The sequence below is a fragment of the Streptomyces sp. NPDC031426 genome (assembly GCF_055581585.1).
This window is the reverse complement of record NZ_JBVIJE010000039.1, coordinates 35,142-59,680: the sequence shown is the minus strand read 5'-3', so window position 1 is coordinate 59,680 and position 24,539 is coordinate 35,142. Positions and strand designations below refer to the sequence as shown.

At 72.4% G+C, this 24,539-nt stretch carries 10 protein-coding genes and 1 pseudogene; 3 read left to right on the top strand and 8 right to left on the bottom strand.

Going from position 1 to position 24,539, the window contains the following annotated elements; genetic code table 11:
• On the top strand, positions 1-1,376 hold a 1,376-nt coding region (locus ACZ5NH_RS41295; RefSeq protein ID WP_468783023.1), incomplete at its 5' end, for a TIGR03767 family metallophosphoesterase.
• Positions 1,377-1,420: 44 nt separating this feature from the next.
• Positions 1,421-1,816 (top strand): annotated as a pseudogene (locus ACZ5NH_RS41290) (FtsW/RodA/SpoVE family cell cycle protein); the annotation flags it as partial.
• A gap of 95 nt (positions 1,817-1,911) precedes the next feature.
• Here the strand turns inward: ACZ5NH_RS41290 and ACZ5NH_RS41285 are convergent.
• The 5 genes from ACZ5NH_RS41285 to ACZ5NH_RS41265 all read right to left on the bottom strand — a co-directional run bounded on the left by ACZ5NH_RS41285 (position 1,912) and on the right by ACZ5NH_RS41265 (position 8,737).
• The gene (locus ACZ5NH_RS41285; protein WP_468783021.1) at positions 1,912-3,435 is read right to left on the bottom strand and encodes an LCP family protein; all 1,524 of its coding nucleotides are present in this window, start codon (positions 3,433-3,435) and stop codon (positions 1,912-1,914) included.
• Between the two features lie 1,091 nt (positions 3,436-4,526).
• Complete coding sequence (locus ACZ5NH_RS41280; protein ID WP_468783019.1) at positions 4,527-4,937, bottom strand: undecaprenyl-diphosphate phosphatase; 411 nt, start codon at positions 4,935-4,937, stop codon at positions 4,527-4,529.
• Positions 4,938-5,229: 292 nt separating this feature from the next.
• Entirely contained in the window at positions 5,230-7,932 is a 2,703-nt protein-coding gene (gene mgtA, locus ACZ5NH_RS41275) for a magnesium-translocating P-type ATPase (RefSeq protein WP_468783017.1), read from the bottom strand.
• Complete coding sequence (locus tag ACZ5NH_RS41270; protein ID WP_388635516.1) at positions 7,925-8,287, bottom strand: ArsR/SmtB family transcription factor; 363 nt, start codon at positions 8,285-8,287, stop codon at positions 7,925-7,927. Before ACZ5NH_RS41270 ends, mgtA begins: the two co-directional genes overlap by 8 nt.
• Positions 8,288-8,443: 156 nt before the next feature.
• Positions 8,444-8,737, bottom strand: coding sequence for a hypothetical protein (locus tag ACZ5NH_RS41265; protein ID WP_468783015.1), 294 nt, complete (start codon positions 8,735-8,737; stop codon positions 8,444-8,446).
• A 603-nt stretch (positions 8,738-9,340) separates the two neighbouring features.
• Here ACZ5NH_RS41265 and ACZ5NH_RS41260 point away from each other — a divergent pair.
• On the top strand, positions 9,341-10,561 hold the full coding sequence (locus ACZ5NH_RS41260) for a glycosyltransferase 87 family protein (protein WP_468783013.1): 1,221 nt from the start codon (positions 9,341-9,343) through the stop codon (positions 10,559-10,561).
• A 484-nt stretch (positions 10,562-11,045) separates the two neighbouring features.
• Here the strand turns inward: ACZ5NH_RS41260 and ACZ5NH_RS41255 are convergent, their stop codons facing one another.
• The 3 genes from ACZ5NH_RS41255 to ACZ5NH_RS41245 form a co-directional block, all read right to left on the bottom strand.
• A complete protein-coding gene (locus ACZ5NH_RS41255; RefSeq protein WP_468783011.1) occupies positions 11,046-12,185 on the bottom strand; it encodes an alpha/beta fold hydrolase in 1,140 nt (379 codons plus the stop codon).
• Positions 12,182-14,656, bottom strand: a complete 2,475-nt coding sequence (locus tag ACZ5NH_RS41250; protein WP_468783009.1) for a thioester reductase domain-containing protein — start codon at positions 14,654-14,656, stop codon at positions 12,182-12,184. The genes ACZ5NH_RS41255 and ACZ5NH_RS41250 overlap by 4 nt, the downstream gene beginning before the upstream one ends.
• A gap of 66 nt (positions 14,657-14,722) precedes the next feature.
• Positions 14,723-24,539, bottom strand: a 9,817-nt coding sequence (locus tag ACZ5NH_RS41245; protein ID WP_468783007.1) for an SDR family NAD(P)-dependent oxidoreductase, incomplete at its 5' end; no start/stop codon positions are given.

The following is a 24,539-nucleotide window of genomic DNA, read 5'->3' as shown; positions in this document are numbered from 1 at the left end:
ACAGCGCGCACCGCCCGCAGGAGACGCTGACCGTGCGCGGTGCCTCGTCACTCGTCGAACGGGTGAACGCCGTGCGCCAAGGCCCGTACACCGGCTTGCCGTTCAGCCTCGTCATGGCCACCGGCGACAACACCGACAACCACGAACGGATCGAGCTCGACTGGTACCTGACGGTCATGAGCGGCGGCCGGATCACCCCGAACAGCGGCAACCTCTCCCGCTACGAAGGCGTGCAGAACTCCGGCAGCGCCCAGTACTGGAACCCCGAGTCGTCCCTCCAGGACGCCTACAAGGCCAAGGGCCTGCCGCAGATCCCCGGTTTCCTGAGCGGCGCCATCCGCCCCTTCGACGCCCCCGGCCTGAGCCTGCCGTGGTACACGACGGTCGGCAACCACGACGACAGCATCGAGGGCAGCCTGCCCGACCTCGGTCTGCTGAACGACCTCTACACCGGCTCCCGCAAGCTGGAGGGCTGCGACGACGCCACCGCGGCCCAGCTGGCGGACGCCGTACTGCACGACCCGGCGGAGGCCGTGCTGCTGCTGAGCAAGCTGCTCACCAGCGGCGGCTCGATCCGCACGGTCACCCCCGACGAGCGGCGCCACCCGTTCACGCCGGCCGAGTTCGCCAAGGCGCACCTGAACCCGGCGTACACCGGAGCCGGCCCCGTGGGCCACGGGTTCACCAACGACTCGGTCAGCAGCGGACACCTCTACTACACCTTCGACCTCGCCGACGGCGTCCTCGGCATCAGCCTCGACACCACCAACCGGGCGGGATTCGCGGACGGTTCGCTCGGCACCGCGCAGCTGAACTGGCTGGAGTCGGTCCTCAAGGCGCACAGCGGGCATTGGTACGACACCAACGGCAACGTGGTCCGGGGCGGATCCGGCAGCCGCCTCGTCGTCGTCTTCAGCCACCACACCAGCGGCACGATGGGGAACCTGTTGCCCGACCCGTACCACCCCTTCGAAGCCCGCCACAGCGGCGCCGAACTGGTCGCCCTCCTTCAGCGCTTCCCGAACGTGGTGGCCTGGGTCAACGGGCACACCCACACCAACCAGATCATCCCGCACGGCCACACCGTCCCCGAGCGCGCCTTCTGGGAGATCAACACCGCCTCCCACGTTGACTACCCGCATCACGCGAGGATCATCGAGATCGCCGACAACCAGGACGGCACGCTGTCGCTGTTCACCACGCTCATCGAGTCCGCCGCGCCCTACCGGACCGACTTCGCCGACACCTCCGATCCCGGCCTCGCCGCGCTGTACCGGGAACTCGCCTACAACGACCCATACGCCACCCCCGCCACCCGCATCGGCGCCGCGGCAGACCACAACACCGAACTGCTCCTGACCAAGCCCGCGACGTAGCCGTAACAGCAGGACGGTCGCCGTCGGGTCGGCTCGGGCCACAGGTGCAGTCCGCCGGGCGCCCTTCCTCCGTCTCGGGCTACGGCCCCGGGCGTCCCAGGTGGACCCGGCTCTTCTCCCGTGACTCTCTGGCCCGCCGACTGGACTGGCCGATACTGCTGGCGGCCCTCACCCTGTCGTTGATCGGCTCGCTGCTGGTCTACTCGGCGACCCGCAACCGCACCGCGATCAACCAGGGCGACCCCCACTACTTCCTCATCCGGCACCGGATGAACCTCGGCATCGGGTTCGTCCTGATGATCGGCACGATCTGGCTGGGCCACCGCGCCCTGCGAAATGCAGTACCGATGCTCTACGGCATCTCGGTCCTCGGGGTGCTGCTGGTGCTCACCCCGCTCGGTGCCACGATCAACGGCAACCGCAACTGGATCGTCCTGGGGACCGTGCACCGGGACTTCCCGGCGCTCAGCGACGCCGCCCGCGGGATGTACGGCCACACGACCGACCAGAACAACACCACCAGGCGGCTGGAGTGCTAAGGCGCTGAGTCCTGTACCTCGGGGCTGCGGGCGTACGCCGTGGTGGGGGTGACCCCCCATCTGGTCACGGCCGTGGTGGGTTTGCCGTCGGCGGTCACGCTTATGGTGCGGTCGGTGCTCACATGGACGCATGCCGAGTCGCCGCCGTTGCGCGCCAGCGCACCGGACAGCGCCTTCTGGGTGTCGGCCGGAGCCGAGGAGGGGTGGCTGCCCGTGTAGGTCGTGCCGGTCGTCCAGTCGCTGCCGATCATGAGGACGATCTGATTGCCGCTGCCCTGCTTGACGTGGGAGGTCGGAAGGCCCAGCGCCGAGGCTACGGCCTTGGCCTGAGCGGACTTGCCTTGCGGATAGGTCAGCGTGGTGGTCGTGGCCGGAGTGCTTGCGTTGCCTGCGGTGGAGGCGGAGTTGAATCCGGCGCGGGTCAGTTCCTGGAGGATCGCGCTTGCCCGGCTGGCGGTGCTTGTGCCGTTCTCGACGGCGACGACGACGGCGCTTCTGTCGACAGGCTGCGTCGTGGAGGTCGCCGACGGGCCGGCCGACTTCTTGCCGGTGGCAGTGGTCAGCGACTGGTCGTTGGCGATGGTCTGGAACAGGGCTGCCGCGCCCGGGCCTTGGACAACATGATCCCGGTTGGCCGGATCGGGGACGTTCTGCATGGTGACGAAGGTGACCCGATTGCTCGGCACCTTGCTGAAGTCCTGGGCGAGGCCGACCAGATCGGAAATGCTGCCCAACTGCTGGTCCACGGTAAGGGCTTTGGTGGCGGCATTGGCCAGGTCCAGTACCTTGACCGGGTCGGTGAGCGTTCCTTCGCTCTTCAGCTTCGCCATCGCCGCACCGAGGAAGGCATGCTGGCCGCTGGTGCGGCCGACGTTGTCACTGCCACCGGTGAAGCCGTGCCGGGTACGGAGGAATTCCAGGGCGGCGATGCCCTTGAGGGTGTGCGGGCCCGCCGACAGCTTCAGGTGGGACGACGGGTCGTAGACGTTCTTGTCCACGCAGATGCCCACGCCGCCCACAGCGTCCGATATCGAGACGACGCCGGCGAAGTCCACCTTCATGAAGTGGTCGATCGGTATGTTGGTGAGTTGGTGCACGGCGGCCACCTGGCAGGCCGGACCGTAGGACAGGGCGCTGTTGATCATGTCGGTGCGGGCGCCGACGCTCTGGCCGGTCTCCTTGTCGGTGCAGGGCGGCAGGCTGGTGACCAGGTCGCGCGGAATGCTCATCACCGTGGCATTGGAGCGGTCGGCGGATATGTGCATCACCATCTCCACGTCAGCCCGCTCACCGCCGCCCGACTCGCAGGCGCCTCCCAGCTTGCAGTCCGCCGCGCCGCCACGGCTGTCCGAGCCCATCAGCAAGACGTTGATCGGGGTACGGCCGAAGGCGTCGGGCTTCTCAGTGCCGCCCTTGCCGTCGAGGGAGACGCTGTGGATGTTGCCGTTCAGGTGTTCGTAGAACCACCAGCCCGCGCCCGCAGTGACCAGGACGAGCCCGGACAGGGTGATCGCGCCCATCTTCAGCGCTCGCCTGCCGCGTCCCGTCGGCCGCGACCGGGTATTGCCCCGTGACCGGGAGGCCGCCCGGGCTGCGGCGCGCCCACTCGGGGGGCGCGTGCCCTCCGCCTCGGCCGCACTCTGTCCCGGACGGCGGGCAGCACGGCCACGCGTGGCCTGACCGCCTCGGCCCTCCCAGGGCTCGCTCATCTCCCACTCCCATGAACGGTCGGGCCCGTCAGGCCGGGCCGTCGGGGGTACGGCCGGGCATACGCGGCGATGTACGAACAGGCGAAGCCGGGCTCCACCATACTTGCGTGATTGCGCAATCTAACAAAGCTGCGGCCCGAGTAGCACAGCCCCTCACACATTTCACAGGTGAGGGATCGCGTGGGAAGGCGGGTGAACACCCCCCTGCACTCAGCCAGTTCCGGCCGACCTCAGTGATCGTTCCTTTCGTATCCCGCGATTATCCACGCGGCGCCACGTTCCGCCAAAGCCCTTCGCCGTCCCCGGCGTGAGCGTGCACAGCAAGGCGTGCGGGGGGACCCGTTCAGGAGCGATCAGTCCACGGTGACGGTGTTGGACTCGCCGGCGATGTCACCGGCCAGTTCCTCGGCGAACTCGCCACCCTGTTGGCGCATCTGCTTCACGGCTTACGGCAGCCGGAGGGTGTCCGGTAGCAGCAGGGGTGTGCGCGACGGCGCCGGCGGTCGTGTCGGCGGGCAGCGCCATCAGTTCGCAGACCGCGGTCGCTGCGACGGTTCTCGGTGTGGCCGGTCTGGGTCGGATCCATCTGAAGCTGACCGGGGACATCAACACCTTCGGCACGGGACGGCCTGCCCAAGAACATTTACGCCGACCACCAGCACGCGATAGCGGTATCGATCCCGCGTGACACGCTGGTCACCCCCCAGCCCTGCCAACTGCCAGACAGCAGTTGGACATAGACCCAGACCAATGCCCTGGTCTTCCAAGCACCAGCAGTCGTTCGTCTCCAGCCCCCTGAAGCGGATCAACCTGAAGGGCATCGACCTGCAACCTGCAGCACACCACGACCGTCATCCAGTACGGCACAGGCGGGTCGGCCCTCAACACTCATCGGCCGGCAGTCAGCCGAGGGTGAAGTGGGCCAGGCTGCCGAGCCCGGCGACGGTGCAGTAAATGGCGAACGGGATGAGGGTGCGGTTCTCGAAGTACCTGACCAGGTAGCGCGTCGCGAGGTAGGCCGCCACGGAGGCGGCCAGGCTGCCCGCCACCAGCGGGCCGCGCAGTCCGTTGCCCTCGGGGCCGAGCAGCGGAGGCAGCTTGAGGAGCGCGGCTCCGCCGATGACCGGTGTGGCGATCCCAACGGCGGCCTGCGAAGTCCCGGCCCTTCTTGACCTCGTCGAAGGCGGCGCGGTGCAGTTGGCGATGCCGAAGACCGCATCCGGCTTGTACTTCTGCCAGGCCCGCTCGAAGGACGGGTCATGTGGCTTGTACGCCTCGTCGTAGAGGATCGCCATCACCAAGTGGGCGCTCACACCGACCTGACGGGCCCGGATCGGACCGAGGCGGCGTAGCCGGCGGGGTCGTACGACGCCGGCAACACGGACGGGGCGGTGGAGCCGGCCGACGGGCTCGATGGGGGGACAGACGCCTTCCCCTGGGTGGCGGATCGCCCTGCGGGGTGTCGGCCGCGCGCACGATGACGTACCCGACCAGGGCGAAGACCAGCACGAGCAGCCACTGAGGGCGCTTCGGAGCCCGGGCCTCTGTCATGTCGCGCCCTTCTCGTGCCCTGCCTTCGGCCGACAACCTTGTACAGCGGGGAGATCAAGACGGGCGTGAGCCGGCGCCGGGCACCGGCGATCGCCTGAGTCGCCCCACCGGAGCTAGGCCGCTGCCGTCACGACGCTCGAAGCGTGCCCTGGCCGCCAGCAGACCTGCGGCGTAGAGGATCAGGACAGCGGTGAGCAGCAGGTAGTACACGGCCGACAGGGCGGTCAGGCCGAGCATGGGGCCCAGCGGTGAGGGGGGCAGCGCCAGGCCGATGACGGCCAGTGCCAGCGCGGCCCAGGCGACCGGGCCCGGTCTGCGGAATTCGGCCGTACGGCGGCCGGCGCGCAGCAGCACCATCACGAGGGCCTGGGTGATCAGGTTCTCCGTGAACCACCCGGAGTGGAACACCGCCTCGTCCTCCCCTGTCCCCTGCCCGTGGATCGCGAGGGCGAGGACACCGAAGGTGGCCAGGTCGGCGACGGCGTTGAGCACGCCGAAGCCGATGATGAAGCGCAGCAGGTCCCGTGGGTCCAGAACGGCCGGCCGGCGCAGGGCGGCGGGGGCGGGCCGGTCGTGGGCGAACGTGAGCTGGGCGGCGTCGAAGCACAGGTTCTGCAGCAGGACCTGGGCCGGGAGCATCGGCAGGAAGGGCAGCAGCAGACCGGCGGAGAGCATCGCGAGGACGTTGCCCAGGTTGGACGACAGCGTGATGCGCAGGTAGGTGACGATGTTGCCGCCCGCGTGTCGGCCCGCGGCGACGGTGTGCGCGATCGCGGTGAGGTCCTTCTCAGCCAGCACCACGTCCGCGCCTTCACGGGCCACGTCGGCAGCATTGCGTGGGGCGATCCCGACGTCGGCGGCGCGCAGCGCGGGCAGGTCGTTGACCCCGTCGCCGAGGAAGCCGACGGTGTGTCCGGCGGTGCGCAGCGCCTCGGTGATCCGGGCTTTGTGCTCCGGGGTGCAGCGCGCGAAAACGGTCGTACGGGCAGCGACCTCGGTGAGTTCGGCGTCCGTGAGGAGGTCGACGGCGTCGGCGGTGAGCACGGCGTCATCGGTCACCACAATGCCCAGGTCGAGGCAGGCGCGGGCCGCCGTCCCCGGATGGTCGCCGGTGAGGACCTTGACGGTGACACCCCGGTCGGTGAGGACCTTCAGAGCGTCGGCGGCGGTGGGCGCGAGTGCGTCCCGCAGGGTGAGCAGGCCCCGGAAGGTCAGGCCGCGTGCATGGGTCAGCGTGTAGTCGCGTCGACGGGAGGCTCGCTCCGCGGTGGCGACCGCCAGGACGCGCACCCCGCTGCCGGCCTGCCGGGTGGCGAGGGCGCGCAGCTGATCACGTTCGTCGTCCGCGAGGGCACAGCGGTCCAGTACGGCCTCGACGTCTCCCTTGACGACCAGGGTGTGCATCCCGAGCCGGCCGGGGGTGCGCACGACTGCCACGGCGAGCCGGCGGTCCGGGGCGAAGGGCACGGCCGCGACCCCGTCGTACGCCGTGAGCGTGTCCTCGTCGACCGCGTCCAGGATCGCCTCGTCGAGGGCGTCGGGTTCGGGAAAGTCGGCGAGTTGGAGGGTCCACCACGCGTTGACGGCGGCCCAGTGCAGCACCTCGGGGTCGTCCCGGCCGTCCAGGCCGACAGCACGGTCGGCGACGGGCCGGTCCTGGGTGAGGGTGCCGGTCTTGTCCAGGCACAGCACGTCGACGGCGCCGACGTCGTGCAGGGCCGGCAGGCGCTTGACGATCACCCCGTGCGTGCGAGCGAGCAGCGAGGCGCCGCGTGCCAGACAGAGGGTGACGAGGACCGGCAGCATCTCCGGGGTCAGTCCGACCGCGACCGCCACGGCGAACGGCAGTGTCTCCAGGCCGCGGTCGCGCAGCGCCGCGTTCGCCATCAGCACCAGCGGCGGGGTGAGCAACATGAACCGGATCAGGATCCAGGAGATGCCATGGACCGAACGGTCGAAGGCACTCGCCTCCGCTCGGCCGACCCTGCGCTCGTGCGCTGCCGCGAACCGGGTGTGCGCGCCGGTCGCGGTGATGACCGCGGTGGCACTGCCGGAGGCCACGCTGCTGCCCTGGAAACAGAGCTGCGGCTGCTCGAACAGCCCGCCGCAGGCCGGGCGAGGCAGATCGTCGGCAGACTTGGCGACCGGCGCGGATTCACCGGTCAGCGCGGCCTGATGCACGGTCAGGCCACTGGACCGCAACAGGCGTACGTCCGTCGGCACCAGGTCGCCCGGCCCCAGCCGGATCACATCTCCCGGCACCAGCTCGGCCACGGGCACCTCACGGGTCGCCGGGGCTGCCTCCTCGTCGGCCCGCCGAAGCACGGTGGCGGTCGTGGCGACCAGCTCGCGCAGCGCGGCCGTGGACCGGTCGGCCCTGTGCTCCCCGGAGGCCCGCAGGACGCAGCTCACCACAACGAGCAGAAGGATCACCGAGGCGGTGCTCCAGGCGAAGACGGCCGCCGAAACCAGTCCGAGGCAGGCCAGCACCGCAGTGAACGGGTCCCGCAGGCTTCTCAGGAACAGCCGCGGCCAGGAGGCCGCGCGCCAGGCCGGGCCGGTGCTCTCCCCCAACCGGGCCAGCCGCTCCTCGGCCTGCGCTTCGGTCAGACCGCGCGGCCCGCTGTCCAGCCGGCGCAACGTCTCCAGCACGGTCGGCGCAGACAGCCCCGGCGAGACCTCTTCCTCGGGTGCGCTTACGGCCGACGGGCCAGGCGGCTCGGCGTCCTGCCCCGGGGCCGCGGTGGTCTCAGCCACCGATCCCGCGCAGCTCGCGCACCGGCGCGAGGGCGTGTTGCGAACGTGCCGTCAACTGTCCGACCATCACCCGCACCACGGTGACGACGTCCGGGTCATCGACGTAGTAGACCTGCCGGCGCCCCTCGCGGCGGGAGTTCACCAGCCCGGCGAGCTTCAGCTTGGCCAGATGCTGGCTGACGGCGGGCAGTGCTCCGCCGACCCGGTCGGCGAGATGCGTGACGTCGCTCTCACCCTGTGACAGCGCCCACATCAGATGCAGCCGGGCTGCGGAGGCGAGCAGCCCGAACGCGGCGGCCGCCTGGGCGAGAACCTCGGCGGACGGATCCTCGACACCACCGACGTTCCCCGTCACAGTCCTCTCCCGTCCCGCCCACTACACAGCCGACACCCATGTGCCCGCCCAGTGTAGGCGGCCGAATGCCCCGCGTCCCCGCGCCGAGGAGGCAGGACGGTCAGTCCTCGTAGTAGTTGTTGACCACCACGTCCGGCTCGTCGTCGAACGCCTCGTTCAGCAGCGCGCCGCCGATGAGACCCGCCTCACCGGCACCGATGAGCGCGCCCGCGCCGAAGCGCCGGCCTCCACCCTGCTGCTGGTCATGACGGTCGTGATGGTCCGGATACGGCTGTCCGAACGCAGTTTCGCCTGTATGCGGTCGATCTCGGGCTGGTCGATCTGATCGAGCAGCCGGCCCGCCTCGGCCCACGCGGCCTCGGAGATGTCCCCGGCACTGGTGTGCAGTTGGATGCCGTACCGGAGCGTCCGGCCGTGCGAGGAGCCGCCGAAGACGGCGCCGACCCGCAACCCACGGCTGTGGACAAGCCCAACACCGCGACTCCTGCGCACGCGCATCCTCGGCGGCCTCATCATTTCCGTCCAGGAGACACGTTCTAGATGTCGCGAGCGGGGCGGAACTCATGCTGGGGCAATGGGAACTTGTGCCACAGGATTTCCGAGTGGATCTCGCCACTGAGAACTGCGGCAAGGAAACGGGTCACTGTCATGTTGTACCGTTCCCAGTCCGCTCCGGACTCGTCATTGATCATGATGGTACGGCTGTCGGGGTCGTCGCCGGGTCGCACGAGCCAGTATGTTCGGGATCCGATGTCTTCACCGGATACGCGCTCACCGCACGGCAGGGCGCGCCGGCCGCCGTATGGGCCGCATCCGCCACGGTTCCAGTCGGCACCGGCAACGGGCCGCGCTGTGCCGGGTGGCAGCGTGGTCAGTCGCCTGCAGTCGTTCACAGGGTGGTGCAACAAGATGGCGCGCTATGTTCATCATGTTGTCACCTTCATGCGAACCGGCACCGGAAGTGTGACCCGTGCAAGGCGATTGAGGGAGAGGCCCTGAAACGTGACGGTGTGCTGGCGTGGAACGGTGACCGCGGCTCGCTCAAGGACATGGATGCCGGTGCTGGCCTGGGCGGTGACGCGAACCGCACTGCTGCTGACGCTCTTCGGCGCCCTGCGCTTCCCCGGTGACGACGTCCGCCCCGACGTGGTCGTCATCTACCACGGCTGGTACGAACGGCTGCTGACCGGCAGCTTTCCGGTCGGCGACGTCACCTGGCAGTATCCGCCCGCCGCAGCGGCGGTCTTCCTCGCTCCGGCACTGCTGCCGTTCCTGACGTACTCCCACGCCTTCTACCTGCTCGCTTGCGCCGCCGACGCGACGGTTCTGGCGATGCTGCTGCAGGCCGGGCGGGCCCACGGCCGGGACCTGGCCGGCGCCTGGCTGTGGGTCGCCGGGGTCGCCGTGCTCGGCCCGCTGGCCCTGGCCCGCTATGACGTGATGGTCACCGCCCTCGCGGTCGCCGCCCTGCTGGCCGCCGCACGGCATCCCCGGGTGGCGGGCACGCTGGCCGGGATCGGCGCACTGGTCAAGGTCTGGCCCATACTCGTGCTCGCCGGCGTGCGACGGGGTCTCACGACCCGCCGCGCCTGGGGGGCAGCGCTGGTCACCACCGGCGGCGTCAGCGCCGCGTTCCTGGCTTTCACCCGGGGACCGTTCGCGTTCCTCACCGAGCAGCGTCAGCGCGGCGTCGAGATCGAGTCGCTGGGCGCGCTGCCGTTTCATGTCCTGCGCCGGCTCGGTCTGTGGCACGGCACCTCCCGGCTGCACTACGGGTCGTTCGAGTTCCTGGGCCCGTATGTGCCCACCGCGGCCCGGATCGCGCTGGCCGGCGCGGTGCTGGCCTTCTGCTGGTTGGTCTGGTGGCGGGTACGCGCCCGCACTTTCAGCGACGTCGTGCTCTACGACGCTGCGCTCGCCGCGGTGCTGGTCTTCGTCACCACCAGCCGGGTGATCAGTCCGCAGTACCTGATCTGGCTGCTCGGGCTCGGCGCGCTCTGCCTGACCAGCCGCTCCACAGTCCAGCGCCGGCCCGTGCTGCTCATCCTGGTCGCGTGCTTCTTCACGGTGCTCGAATTCCCCATCGGCTTCGGCCCGGTCGTGCGGAGCAATCTGCCGGGCATAGTCGTACTGCTCATCCGCGACGGGCTGCTTCTGGTGGCAACGGTCTCGTCCTGCCGCCGGCTCTGGCGCAGTACGGCCTCCCGGCCGGAAGCGACGCCTGACGACGTGGCGTCCTCGGACGCGGACTACGCCGTCGCACATACGGGTTGAGCCACCCTGGAGCCAGGGGCGTCAGCCCCCGCCCCGTCGCACCACCCTTGTGCGCGGTCCGCTACCCCAGCCAGCGCCGGCCCCACCTCGCGATCCCGTGCTCATGGCGGAACGCCACCGCGGGCTGCCCATCGTCGACGCCCTGAGCGCCGCCTGGGCCGTGAGCGGCCGCTTGCGGTCGACGGCGGTGCGGGTGGCGTAGCCGTCGACGTCGTGCGGCCATTCGCGTCGCCACAGGTGAGAGCCGTGAACATGGTGGCCTGGTTGTCCGCGGGGATGCCCGGGGACGTCGGTGTGTCGGCGAACGCCTGCTTGAGAACAGCGCGCACGCCGCCCGCCGCCGATGTGACTCGGGCCGCGATACCGGGATGGGGTCGGGGGCCATGTCGTACGTCGTTGCGCACCGTCGGCGGCGAGCTGCGGCATGTGGTGCTTCCGTGGTGTGGTCACCGGCGGGTTCGGTGGGCGGCCGACCAGCCGTCCGTCATCGCCGCCCGCCGAGAAAATCGAGGATGTGACCGAAGACGTCCAGTGCGGCGCCCCGGCCGAGGAATGTGTCCAGGTGGCCGTAACCGGGGATCTCGGTGTAGGACACGTCCAACTGGGGCTGGCGGTCGGCGAGTACGTCGTGGCAGAGCCGCTGGGAGTCCAGCCACAGCCCGTTGTCGCTGCCGGCGAGCAGCAGCACGGGGGTGTCGATACGGCCGGCCGCGTCCAGCGCGTTGGGCGGCAGGTCACGGTAGCGGTGGTCGGTTTCGTGCCAGCGGACCACGCTGCGGGCCAGCTCGATGCGGCGCAGGTGGGGCAGGATCCACAGCGGCGCGGGGCCGAGGAGGTCGGCGAGGCGGTCGTGGGTGGCCTCGGACAGGTTCTCGTGCACGAAGAGCGAGGCGCCCGTGCCCCAGGCCGAGTTGTGCAGGATCTGGCAGGTCGGGTCCGGGCAGCTCGCCTTCCGTGACGCCAGTGCGAACAACGGGGAGTACTTCGACCACAGGCCCACCTTGCGGAAGTCGACCGGGATGTGGTCCATCCGCGTCTTCAGCAGCTCCCCCGCCAGCGACATCCGCAGCGATGTCCGGCCGGCGAGCTTCGGCGTCAGGAACACACCCTGGGACACCACGCCGGCGAGGCCCGGCACCAGTCCCGCCGCCATGCTCAGGGACAGCGTGAGCGAGCCGATGCAGTGGGCGACCACGAACAGCGGGCGGTCGCCCGTGCGCTCGCGGACGTGTTTGACGGCCGCGGGAATGTCGTACAGGGCCACGTCGTCATACGTGTACCTCTGGCCGGTCTCGTTGTACGGCAGCCGGCAGCTGCCCCGCCAGTCCAGCAGCCAGGGATCGTAGCCGTCGTCGAGGAGGACGTCGACCAGATTGCGGGTCTCCGGCAGCAGGAACATGTCGGCGGACGCGGTGTGTCCGTGCAGGAGCAGCACGGCGGGGCGGTCCGCGGCGCCGGTGTGGATACGGGTCAGGCCGAGGCGGACGCCGTCGTCCGCCCGGAAGGGGATCTCCTCGACGCGGGCCGGGTCGAGGCGGTGGTGGAGCGGGCGCAGGGCCGCGGGGGTCCTGACCCGGCGCAGCGCCGGCCGGCCGGCGCGGGAGGTGGTCGTCCTGAGGATCATCGGTGGTGCTCCGTGAAGGTCGGGGTGCGGCGCAGGTCGAGCAGGTCCGCGGCGGCGCGGGCGAAGGGGCCGAGCAGGCCGCGGCCCATCTCCAGGCCGAACCAGGTGAGCCAGGTCAGCTTGGCGGCCCGCTTCTCCTGGCTGGTCAGACGCGGGTCGACCTTGATGCCGTCGATCTGGTCGCGGACGTAGGATTCCGCGGGCACGACGACCTCGCCCGCCAGGCTCGCCGGTTCGCCCTCGCGGCCGATCCGTACGGTCAGCGCGCGGGTCTGCCGCCACAGGTCGCGGCGGGCCCGGGCGTACTTGTGGCCCTCCAGCCACCAGTGGCCGCCGTCGGCGTCGCGCAACCGGAGCCGGTAGCGCAGGAGTTGGTGCCTGAGTCCGTGCTGCTGCGGGATCCCCTCCTCGGGGCGGATCCAGACGTCGCCGCGCTCGACGGTCAGCGGCTCGGGATGTACGGCGGTGCAGACGACCTCGCCGGTCACGTCCACCCGGCGCTCCTTCACCAGTTGGTACATGCTCGCGATGGAGAGGGTGAGCGCAATGGAGCAGGGGCTGTCGGCGGGGCCGCCGACCGGTCCCACGCTGCCCTCCGTCGTCTCCGGGAACCACAGGTAGGGCTGGTCGTCCTTGTGCGGCAGCCGGGCGAGGCCGTCCTGGGCGAGCCGCTCGAAGGTCCTCAGCTGGGCCTGCGCGTCGTAGCGGGCCGCGGGCGGCAGCCCGAGAGCCTCGACCAGGGCGGCGGTGCGTGCGCCTTCGGCCGCCGGGCCCTTCAGGGTCGCCTCGCACAGCTTGAGGGCGGTGGGGCTCTGCAACACCCTGGAGAGGAAGGCGAGTTCGGGGACCGGTTCGGCCTCCATGTGGGCCAGGGCGTCGGTGCGCCACTCGTCCCAGTCCTGGACGCGCACGTGCATGCCGCCGAGTGCCATGTCACGGACGACGTCGTCGAGGGTGTTGGGCACGCCGGTGAGGTTGTAGTCGTAGCCCCAGGCGTCGGGCTCGCAGATCGCGGCGGCGGCGACCCGGCTCACCCAGTCCACCGGGGCCGCGTTCAGGCAGCGGAAGGCGGGTACGGTGCGGAAGCGGCCGAAGGCCGAGATCAGGCCGCTGCTGAGGTCCTGCGGGTTGTAGGCGCCGGTCTTCGTGTGGCCGCCGATGCCGCCGGGGCGCAGCGCGGTGACGACCAGGCCGTGGTCGCGGGCGCGGCGCAGGGCGACCTCGGCGGCCCACTTCGACTGGTCGTAGCCGGAGACGAGCCGGTCGACGTGGGCGAGTGGGTCGTCCTCGCCCATGGAGGTGATGCCGACCTCGTTGAAGACGGCGATCGAGGAGATGTGGTGCAGCGGCTTGGGCCGCCCGGTGGCCGCGAGTTCGGCGAGGGTGAGCGCGCCGAGTACGTTGCTCGCCCGCAGCGACTGGTAGCCGCGCAGGAAGTCCACGGCCGCGGCCACGCCCACGACGCTGTCCAGTTCGTGGGCGAGCGTGTGCCACAGTTCGTCGGACAGGCCGAGCCGCGGCCGCCGGATGTCGCCGGGCAGCACGGTCACCCGGCGCCGCACCTCCGAGGACCAGGGCAACCGGTAGCTCTTCAGCGCCTCGCCGAGCCGGGCGACGCCTGCCTCCTCGTCGGCCGCGCGCACCAGGCAATGCACATGCGCGTCACTGTGCCGCAGCAGGTCGAGCAGCATGTGACTGCCGAGGAAGCCGGTGGCGCCGGTCAGCAGGATCCGGCGGGGCGGCAGCGGCTCGGGCACGTCGGCGAACGGCAGGCGGTCGGCGAGGCTCAGATCTGCGAGGATCTGCTCCAGGTCCTCACGGCGGGCCCTGGTGTACCGGTCGTCGCCACTGCCGACAGGGGGGCGAAGTGCCGGTGCGGTGCGCGGAGTCGGGATCGGAAGGGTGCGCGGGGCGAGGGCCGGAAGAGCGCCCGCTGGGGAGAGCGGCAGTGTGCCAGGGGCCGGAGCCGCGACAGCACCCACGCCGGAGGCGGGCCGCGCACCGGCGGCCGGAACCGGCAGAGTGCCCTGGACGGTGGGCGCCGGGGTGCCTGCGTGCACGGTCGGCGGGGTGGCCTCGCTCGACGCTTCGGCCCCGGTCGTCTGCAGCCAGCGCCGGGCGAGACTGATCGGACGGGCGTCGGCGAACACCTCGTCCAGGTCGAACTCGATGCCCAGCTCGCCCTCCAGCTCCGCGACGAGTTCCACGGCGTGCACGGACGTTCCCCCCGCGTCGAAGAAGTCGGCGTCGGGCGACAGGTGTCCCGCGGGCAGATGGCGGCCCGCCGCGGCGGCGATGGCGGCGGCCACGCCGTCCACGTCCCGGGGCGGGGCGGGGGCGGCACCGGAGTCCGCACCGGTGGCGGCCTGCATCACCCTGGCCAGCAGGTCGTCCACGCCGAGCCCGCCGCCACCGCGCTCGATCGCCTCGGCGGTCGCCCGCTGCCCGGAGTCCTTGGTCACGTCACGCATGAGAGCCCTTCATCGATGTGCGCGTCTTTCCGTTGCCTTTGCCGAGGTCCGTGCTGCGGGACGTCCTCACCGCTGCTCCCAGGACCGGAACGCCCTCAGGTGGTCCGGTGTGACCACGGCCTCCAGGCGCTCGTCGTCTGGGTCACCGCCGCCGAGCGCGGCCACCAGTCGCCGTGCCGGTACGTTGCGCTCCGTGCGCTCCGCCGTCAGCCGGACTTTCGTGCAGCCCAGTTCCTCGGCACGGTCGGCCAGCCACCGCAACAGACGTTCCTCGACTCCTCGGCCGAGCGCCCGGCAGCTCATCAGCCAGGCCAGGACATCCAGTTGGTCACCGTCAGCGCGTACGGCAAGCAGGGCGATCTGGCCGTAGTCGCCGAACCGGTCCCGGGCCGCCGCCGTCCACACCTCGCCCCGCTGCCGCCACCGGGCGACGTCGCCGCCGTCGGCCGACCGGGAGTGGAGCGTGAACTGGTTGGTTCGGCGGACGAGTTGCTCGGCCCGCTCCACGTCGGCCTCGCACAGCGCCCGGATGTCGACCTCCAGTTGCAGCTGCGCGAGGAACTCCTCGAACCCGGCGGCTGCGCGGGCGGTCTCCCGTTCCCGTTCCTGCGCGTAGAACCGGGCCCGCAGCGCGTCCTCGGCGGTCGCCGCCGCGGGGACCAGCGGCCACAACCGGCCCAGGAACTCCTCCAGTTCGTCCGCGGACGGGCAGGTCACCGACAGCACCTGCGGCAGCGCGGAGCGCACCTTGGCGATCTCGGCGGGGTTGTCGTCCAGGAACAGGAAGCTGTCCAGGCCGAGGCCGAGCGTGCGTGCGGCCTCGGCCAGGCGGCCCGGCTTCGGTCCCCAGGCGGCCGACAGCACGCTGAAGTGCTCCGCCCTCAGCAGGCTGTCCGGGCGGTCCAGGACGGCGCGGACCGTGGCCTCGTCGTTGTTGCTGACGAGCGCCAGCAGCGCGCCCGCCTCGCGCCACTGCAGCAGCCTTCGCGCGAGCAGGGCGCGCGGACCGGTCAGATCGACGGCCTCGGGACCGATCTCGCCGGCGACCCCGCCCCACAGGGTCTCGTCGCCGTCCACCGCGATCACCTTGGGCATGGGGCGCAGCACCGCCCGTACGACGTCGGCGAGGCGCAGCGCCACGGCCGCCTGGAAGGGTGGCGTGAAGGGCAGGTGGGCCAGCCGCTCGGTCCGCTCGTCGAAGCGTTCCCCACCGGGGTGGTGCCGGGTCCACTCGTCGGTGCCGAGCACCGCGATGCCGGGCAGCCCGGCCAGGTCGGCGGCCACCTTGCGCTCCCACCGCGTCAGCCGGTCCTCCTGACGGGCGGCGGGCAGGAAGCCGACGAGCAGCGGCTTGCGGGTGCGTTCGTACAGGGCCTTCAGCGCGGCCGGGTAGGCGGTGCGCAGCTCGGCGAGCAGCGCATCGTCGACCGGGCCGAAGCGCTCCAGGTCCACCGCCCGCAGCAGCACCGCACCCACCGCGGTCGCGGGGTCGGCGAAGACACCCGAAGGGTCCTGGAGACTCGCGAGCACGTGGTGGTACGGCGCCTCGGTGATCGCCGGTCCGCCGTCCCCGGCCCCGTTCTCGACGGCCGCCTGGCACATCAGCGGGAGGTTGCCGAGGGCGAAGGTGGCGGCGAGGGCCAGGGACCGGCGAGGTGCGGGCGCCGTACCCGCGGGAGCCCGGGTGCCGGCGCGCGCCGGTGCCGCAGGGTCCTCGGCCGCCTCCCCCAGCGACCGCAGGAACTCCTCCCCCAGCTCGGCGGTGGTCGCGGCGTCCAGGATGTCCAGGTTGTGGTCGAGCCGGACGCTTGCCGCGTCCGGCGTCATGGTGATCATCAGGTCGAGGTCGGAGTAGCCGGTGCCGGCCGGCAGCACCTCCAGCCGGGTGAGGTGGCGCGAGGACCGTACGTAGTTGAAGTAGACCTCGACGAGCGGCGCGTTCTCCCGGTGCAGGCCCTGCCGGGCCAGGGTGGCCAGGACGTCGGAGAACATGGCGCCCTTGGCCAGGAGGCGCTGCAGGCGCGCGTCGGTGCGGCGCAGCACCTCGGCGACCTGTTCGCCCGCGCGGGCCTCGGCCGGGAACGGCACCGGCACGCCGAAGAAGCCCACCGCGTCGTACGCGTCGGCGTGGATGCGGGTGTCCACGGGCACGGCGAGCACGAACCGCTCCCGTTCCCGCTTTCCGGCCAGCAGCACCGTCAGGGTGCCGAGGCAGAAGGCGGCGGGAGTGACTGCCAGCCTGCTCGCGGCCGCCGCGACCCGTTCCATCAGCCCGTCGGGAATCGTCACGGTCACGCTGCCGGCCCGGTACGACCGGGTCGCCGGGCGCGGCCGGTCCAGCTCCAGGTCGAGCCGTTCGCTGCCGTGGAAGTGCTCGCGCCACTCGGCGCCCGCCCCCTCGCCGCCCTGCTGGGCCTCGATGAGCAGGGCGATGTCGCGGTTGGTGACGGCGGCGCCGAGGGGGGTGCCGGACAGTTCCGCGTCGATCTCCCCGGCCACGAGCAGCAGCGACTGCAGGTCGCCGACCGCGTGGTGGGCGCCGAACACCAGGATCTGGCCGTGTGCGCCGCCGTCCACCAGCTCGAACCGCCACAGCGGTGTCGTCGCGAGGTCGAACGGCGGCTCCAGCAGGGCGCGCAGGCGCTCGGCGGCGTCGAGTGAGCCTTCGACGGCCGTGCAGCGCAGCACCGGCTGTGCCGGCTCCCGGTCCACGCGCAGCTGCCGTACGCCTTCCGCCCCGGTGACGATCGCGGTGCGCAGGGCCGCGTGCCGCGCGACGAGCCGGGTGAGGATGCCGGTGAGCGTCTCCGGGGTGGTCGGCTCGGTCAGCCGTACGGCGAGGCCGATGCCGTGCGCCGCGTCCGGCATGCCCGGCCGGGCGCTGCGCAGCAGTCGTACGACGTCTCGTGTCGCGGGCCGCAGTTCGGTCTCCGGGACCGCCCCGGCGAGGTCGCCGGAGTCCTGCCGCGCCACGGCGCCCCGCTCCGGAAGGCCCTCGGCCAGGGCCTGGGCGAGGCCACGGATGTCGGACGCCGCGAACACGTCCGCGGCCGGCAGCTCCACGCCCAGTTCGCGGACGAAGGCGTTGCGCAACCGCACCAGCATCAGGGAGTCCAGGCCCAGTTGCTTCAGGGCCGTGGTCGCCGACACGTCGACCGCTCCTCCGGAGACCTCGCCGACCCGGGCCCGGACGTACGCCTCCAGCCAGGTGGCACGGTCCGGGTCGGTCGTCGCCGCGAACACCTTCTTGACGAGGTCGTCCGAGGCGGCCGTGCCCGTCGGGACGGTGACCAGGTCGCCCAGGATCGGGCGGGTGCGCACGGCGTCGGGGACGAGCGTCAGCATCTCCCGGTCCAGGGCGATCGGCGCGAGCTGGCGGCGGGCGGTGGCCAGGACCCGCTCGAACAGCTCGCCGCCCTCCTGCGGCGAGAAGGCGACCAGGCCCGAGCGGCTGGTCTCGGCGGCCCGGGTGCCGGACCCGGCGACCATGCCGACACCGGCCCAGGCACCCCAGTCCAGGCTCAGCGCCCGGCGATCGGAGCGGGAAAGGTGGTGTGCCCAGGCGTCGAGGAAGGCGTTCGCCGCCGAGTACGGGCTCTGCCCGGCCGACCCGAGGAGCCCGGCCGCGGAGGCGAACAGGACCAGGTTCCGGGCCTCCGGGATCAGCTCGGTGAGGAGAGCGGTGCCCAGGACCTTCGGGGCGAGGACGCGCAGGACGCGTTCGTCGGTCAGGCTCGCCACCGTGGCGTCGTCGAGCACACCGGCCGCGTGCACGACCGTGGCGATCGGGCCAGAGGCGTGCCGTACGGCGTCCAGGGCGGCCGTGAGACTCTCCCGGTCGGCGACGTCGGCGCGGGCCAGGTGCACGGTGACGCCCCGCTCTTCCAGACCTGTGATCCAGTTGCCGGCCTCCGCGTCGGGCGTGCCCCGGCTCATGAGAGCCAGTCGGCGGGCCCCGCGGCGGACCAGCCGCTCGGCGACGACGCGGCCGAGGCCGCCCAGACCGCCGGTGATCAGGTGCACACCGTCCACGGAGGTCTCGCCGTGACCGCCGTCGTCCGGGCGGGTGTGGGCCAGGCGTGGCACCAGGCGGCCGGTGTCGCGCAGCGCGACGAGCCGTTCGTCGTCGGCGTGCCTGAGCTGGGTCCACAGGGCGTCGACGCCGTCGGTGGGCGGCAGGTCGATCAGCGTGGTCGACAGCTCCGGGTACTCCTGCGCCACCGTGAGCCCGAAGCCCCAGGCGAGCGCCTGCTGCGGGTTGGTCACCCCGGTGCTGTCGCCGGCTGCCTGGCTGCCGCGTACGACCACGAACAGGCGCGGAGCCCGGCCCTGCGGACGGCCGGCGAGGGCGCGCACCAGGTGCAGGGTGCTCAGGCAGCACAGCCGCGCCGCCTGCTCGGCCGATCCGGCGTCGGCGATCGCCGGGGCGTCGAGGGCGGTCAGCTGGACCACCTGCTCGGGCTGTCCCCCCGCGAAGGCCTCCTCCAGCAGCCGGGTCAGGTGGTCGGGGTCGGCCGGATCGAGGACGTAGCGTCCCGGTCCCTCGACGGCGAAGGCGCTGCCCCTGCGGGCGACGACATGCGGCACCGAGGAGCCGAGCCGCTCGCCGAGCGCGTCGGCCACCCCCGTGTCGTCGGCCAGGATCAGCCAGCTGCCCTTCACCGGCGGCTCCTGCGCCACCGGGCGCGGGTGCCAGCGGGTCTCGTAGAGGGCGCCGTCCAGCGGCGAGAGCGCGGCCAGCCGGAACCCCTCCATCTCCAGGACGAGTTTGTCGTCCTCGTCCCAGATCCTGAGGTCCAGGGTGGCGGTGTCGCCGGACACGGAGCGCAGTTCGCAGCCGGCCCAGGCAGGCGTGGTGCGCAGGCCGGTGAACCGCAGCCGTCCCGCCCCGGCGGGCACGAACGGCCGGCCCTCGGGCGCGTCCTGGGGCAGGGCGGCCGTGTGGAACGCGGCGTCGAGGACCGCGGGGTGCAGCAGATGGCCCGCGGCGGCCCTGGCGGCCAGTCGGCCCAGGCCCGTCGAGTTCCCGCGGCGGCCCTGCTCCAGGCCGCGGAAGGCGGGACCGTAGTCGATGCCGAGGGCGCTCAGCCCGGCGTACACCGCCGGCAGGTCCACGTCCTGCGTGCACCGCTCACGCATGGCGGCGAGCGGCACCTCGTCGAACTGCACCTCGTCGCACCGCACGTCGTCGGGTCGCACGTCGTCGGGTCGCACGTCGGCCGGGGGCTGCTCGCCGGACACCGCGATGCGTCCGCTGACATGACGCTCCCACCGCGGGCGCCGCTCACCGGCGGCAGCGGAGGCGACGGTGAAGGACCGGAAGCCGTCCCGGGCGGGCCGCAGCACCAGCTGCACCCGTACGGGCCGTTCGGGATCCATCCGCAACGGCTGCACGAACTCGATGTCGCTCAGCTGGACTTGGCGACCGCCCTGCACCGCGGAGGCGGCCTCCAGCACCATGGCGAGGAAGGCGGCACCGGGCAGCCAGACCTCGCCGTCCACCCGGTGGTCGTTCAGATAGGCGAAGCGGCTGTCCCGCAGGTCGATGTCGCTCTGGAAGAGGTGCCGGTCGGGCTCGTCGCTGGACTCGACGTGGGTGCCGAGGACCGGTGAGGAGCCCGTGGCGGTGGCCGGGGCGGGCGTGAGCCAGTGGCGTTCGCGGGCGAAGGCGTACGTCGGCAGATCGACGCGGCGGCCTTGCGGGAACAGCGCCGGCCAGTCCGGCGCGTGCCCCGCGACGTACAACTCGCCGACCCTGCACAGCAGGACATCGGGTCCGTCCTGCTGACGGCGCAGCGAGCCGACGCCGGCCACGTCGATCCCGGCCTCCGCCGCCACCGCCTCGATGGCGGACAGCAGCGAGGGATGCGGGCTGAGCTCGACGAAGTAGCGGTAGCCGTCGTCCAGCATCCGCCGGACGGTGTCGGCGAAACGGACGGGCTGCCTGAGGTTGGCGTACCAGTAGTCGGCATCCAGCCGGTCGCCGGAGACGGGTTCGGCCAGCACCGTCGAGTACAGCGGGGTCGACGCCTGTGCGCCCCGGATACCGGAAAAGCGGTCGAGCAACTCCGTGCGCAGAGGTTCCATCAGCGGGGTGTGCGAGGCGAACGGCGTCGACAGCCGTCGTACGGTGATCCCCCGCTCCTCGAGCCGGCGGCGCAGCTCGGCCAGTGCGTCGGCGGCGCCGGAGACGGCCGTGGAGCCCGCGCTGTTGACCGCGGCGACGAAGAGCCGGTCCGCGTAGGGGGCGAGCAGTTCCTCGACCTGCGCCCGCGGCAGCTCCACCGCGACCATGCCACCCTGCCCGACCAGCGGGACGACGGCCCGGGCCCGACCGGTCACCACGGCCACGGCGTCGTCCAGGCCGAGGGCGCCCACGCTGTACGCGGCGGCGATCTCGCCCAGGCTGTGCCCGACCACGGCATCCGGGACCACGCCGAGCGCCCGCCACGCGGCGGCCAGCGCCGCGTTGACCGCGAACAGCACCGGTTGCAGGCACTCGGTCCGGTGCAGCGGGGAAAACTCCTCCGGTGCCCGCAGCGCGTTGAGCACCGACCAGCCGACGTGCCGCTGCACCGCCTCGTCGATCCGGGTCAGCTCCTCGCGGAACGCCTCCGAGCCGGCCAGCAACTCCAGGCCCATACCCGGCCATTGGCCGCCGTGCCCGGAGAAGACGAAGGCCACCTTGCCCGTCTCCTCCTCGCGCGGCGTGGCCGGCTGCGCCCGTCCGGAGCCCAACGCATCGAGCGCGGCGCGCAGTTCGTCCACGTCGCCCGCCGCGACCGCCGCCCGCCAGGGGAAGTGGCTGCGGTGCCGGGCCAGGGTGTAGGCGACATCCGGCAGCGGTGTGTCCCCGGTCAGGTGCCGGGCCAGCCGTGCGGCCTGGCCCCGCAGCGCGGCCTCGCTCCGCCCGGACAGGATGAACAGCCGCTTACCGGAAGGAAGTTCACCTGCGAGGCCGGGCTCCGGCGCAAACGGCGGGGCCTCCTCCACGATCACATGGGCGTTGGTCCCGCTGATCCCGAAGGCGCTGACGCCGGCCCGCCGGACGCGCTCCTTCGAGGCCGGCCACGGCACGGCTTCCTGCAGCAGGTGCAGACCGCTGCCGTCCCACTCGACGTGCCGGCTGGGTGTGCCGGCGTGCAGGGTGGCCGGCAGCATCCGGTGGCGCAGCGACTGCACCACCTTGATCAGTCCGGCGATGCCCGAGGCGGCCTGCGTGTGCCCGAGGTTGGACTTGAGTGAGCCCAGGTACAGCGGGCGGTGCCGGGGGCGGGAGGCACCGAAGACCTGCGCCAGGGCGTTCGCCTCGATCGGGTCGCCCAGCGTCGTGCCCGTGCCGTGCGCCTCCACGTAGTCGATGTCGGCGGGTTCGAGGCCGGAGAGCTCCAGGGCCCGCCGGATCACCTGTTCCTGCGCCGGGCCGTTGGGCGCGGACAGGCCCTGGCTGCGGCCGTCCTGGTTGACGGCCGTGCCGCGCAGCACCGCAAGCACCTCGTCGCCGTCCCGCCGCGCGTCGCCCAGCCGCTTCAGTACGAGCATGCCGGCGCCCTCGGCCCAGACGGCGCCGTCGGCGTCGTCGGAGAAGGAGCGGCAGCGGCCGGTCGGGGACAGGCCCCGCAGCCGGCTGAACTCCACGAAGGTCTGCGGGGTCACCATGAGCGTCACACCGCCGGCCAGCGCCAGGTCGCACTCGCCCGACCGCAGCGCCTGCGCCGCCAGGTGCACCGCGACGAGCGACGACGAGCACGCCGTGTCCACCGTCAGCGCCGGGCCGTGCAGCCCGAGCGCGTACGCCAGCCTGCCCGAGGCCACGCTCAGCGCCGACCCGGTGCCGACGTATCCGTCCAGCTGGTCGAGCCGGGAGCCCGACAGGTAGTCGCTGCCGAACATGCCGACGTACACGCCGGCGGTGCTGCCCGCCAGTTCGGCGGGGACGATCCCGGCGCGCTCCAGCGCCTCCCACGCGGTCTCCAGCAGCAGCCGCTGCTGCGGATCCATGGCGGCGGCCTCCTTCGGGGTGATGCCGAAGAAACCCGCGTCGAAGGACCCGATGTCGTCCAGGAAGCCGCCCTCCCGGGCGTACGACTTGCCCGGCGTCTCCGGGTCGGGGTCGTACAGCGACTCGACGTCCCAGCGCCCGACCGGGAACGGGCCGACCGCGTCACGGCCCTCGGCGACCAGCCGCCACAGCTCCTCCGGGTCGCCCGCGCCGCCCGGCAGGCGGCAGGCCATGGCCACCAGAGCGACCGGCTCGTCGTGCGTCGCGGTGCGGGTGTGCGGCGCGGCGGGCGCGGGACGGCGCGCGGCGGGGACGCTCGGCGCGATCACGGTGGCCAGCAGGTGCTCGGCGAGGCGGGCCGGGGTGGGGTGGTCGAACAGCAGGGTGGCCGGGAGCCGGGAGCCGAGGCGGGCACCGATGCGGTTCCGGAGCTCCACCGCCGTCACCGAGTCCATGCCGAGGTCGCGCAGCGGCTGGTCGGCGCGGACGGACTCCGCCGAGCGCAGACCGAGGGCGCGGGAGGCCTCCTCGCGGACCAGGGCCAGGACGCGGTCGGCGCGCTCGGCCTCCGGCAGCCGGGCCAGCCGGTCCGCCAGGCCGTCCGCGCCGTCCTGCCCGGTGCGGGGCGCGGGAAGCAGCGAGCGCCACAGGGCGGCCGCACCGCCTCCCGGGCCGGCCGTGGTCTCGCGCAGGCGGGGCATGTCAAGCGCCCAGGCGACCAGGTGCGGGGCGTTCCGGCGCAGCGCGAGTTCGACGAGGTCGCGGCCCTGTTCCGGAGTCAGGGCGCGGTGGCCGAGGCGGGCCATCCGCTCCAGGTCGGCGTGTTCGGCGGCGAGTCCCTCGCCCGCCCAGGCGCCGAAGGAAATCGACACCGCGGGCAGCCCCAGGGCGCGCCGGTGGTGGGCGAGTTGGTCGAGGAAGGCGTTGGCGGCGGCGTAGTTGGCCTGGCCCGCGTTGCCGACGACACCGGCGGCGGAGGAGACCAGCAGGAACAGGTCGAGCCGCGCGCCTGCGGTGAGCCGGTGCAGATGGGCGGCGCCGTCCACCTTGGGGCTGAGCACCCGCGCGAGGCGTTCGGGGGTCAGCTCGGCGACCACCCCGTCGTCCAGGACGCCGGCGCAGTGCACGACGCCGCGGAGTTCGTGGGCGACGGAACCGACAATGTCGGCCAGGGCCGCGGCGTCGGAGACGTCGCACGCGGCCACCTCGACCGCGGCGCCGAGCGCTGTCAGTTCGGCGGTGACCTCGGCCGTGCGCGGGTCGTCGGCTCCGCGCCGGGACGTCAGCAGCAGGCGGGGCACGCCCCGTTCGGCGAGGAGCCGGGCGATGTGGCGTCCGACGGTGCCGAGGCCTCCGGTGATCAGTACGGTGCCGTCGACGGGTGTCCGCGCACGGTCCGTCCCGGCGGGGCGGGCGCGCATGAGCCGGGGCACGAGCAAGGTGCCCGAGCGCCCGGCGAGTTCGGGCTCGCCCTCGTGAGCGGCGGCGGCTAGCAGGGCGGCCGCGGGATCGGTGTCGTCGAGGTCGAGCAGCGTCAGCCCGAGGTCCGGATGCTCGGCACGGGCGCTGCGGGCCAGGCCCCACAGCGCCGACTGGGCGAGGCCCGGCACGGTGTCCCGGTCGTCGGCCGCGACCGCGCCGCGGGTCACCCAGATGGTCCGGGCGGGTGCCTCCTCCTGTGCGACGAGGGTCTGCAGTTCGGCCAGCGCGGCCTCCGTCATCTCCCGTGCGGCGGCGGCCGTTTCGGCGTCCTCGGCCGGTTGTGGCCAGAACCGCACGAGCACGTCGACACCCGTGTCGTGCGCCTCGGCCCCCACCGCTTCGAAGCGGCGCGAGGCCGCAACGACGTCCGGGGCGGACGCGTCATCCACGACACGTCGG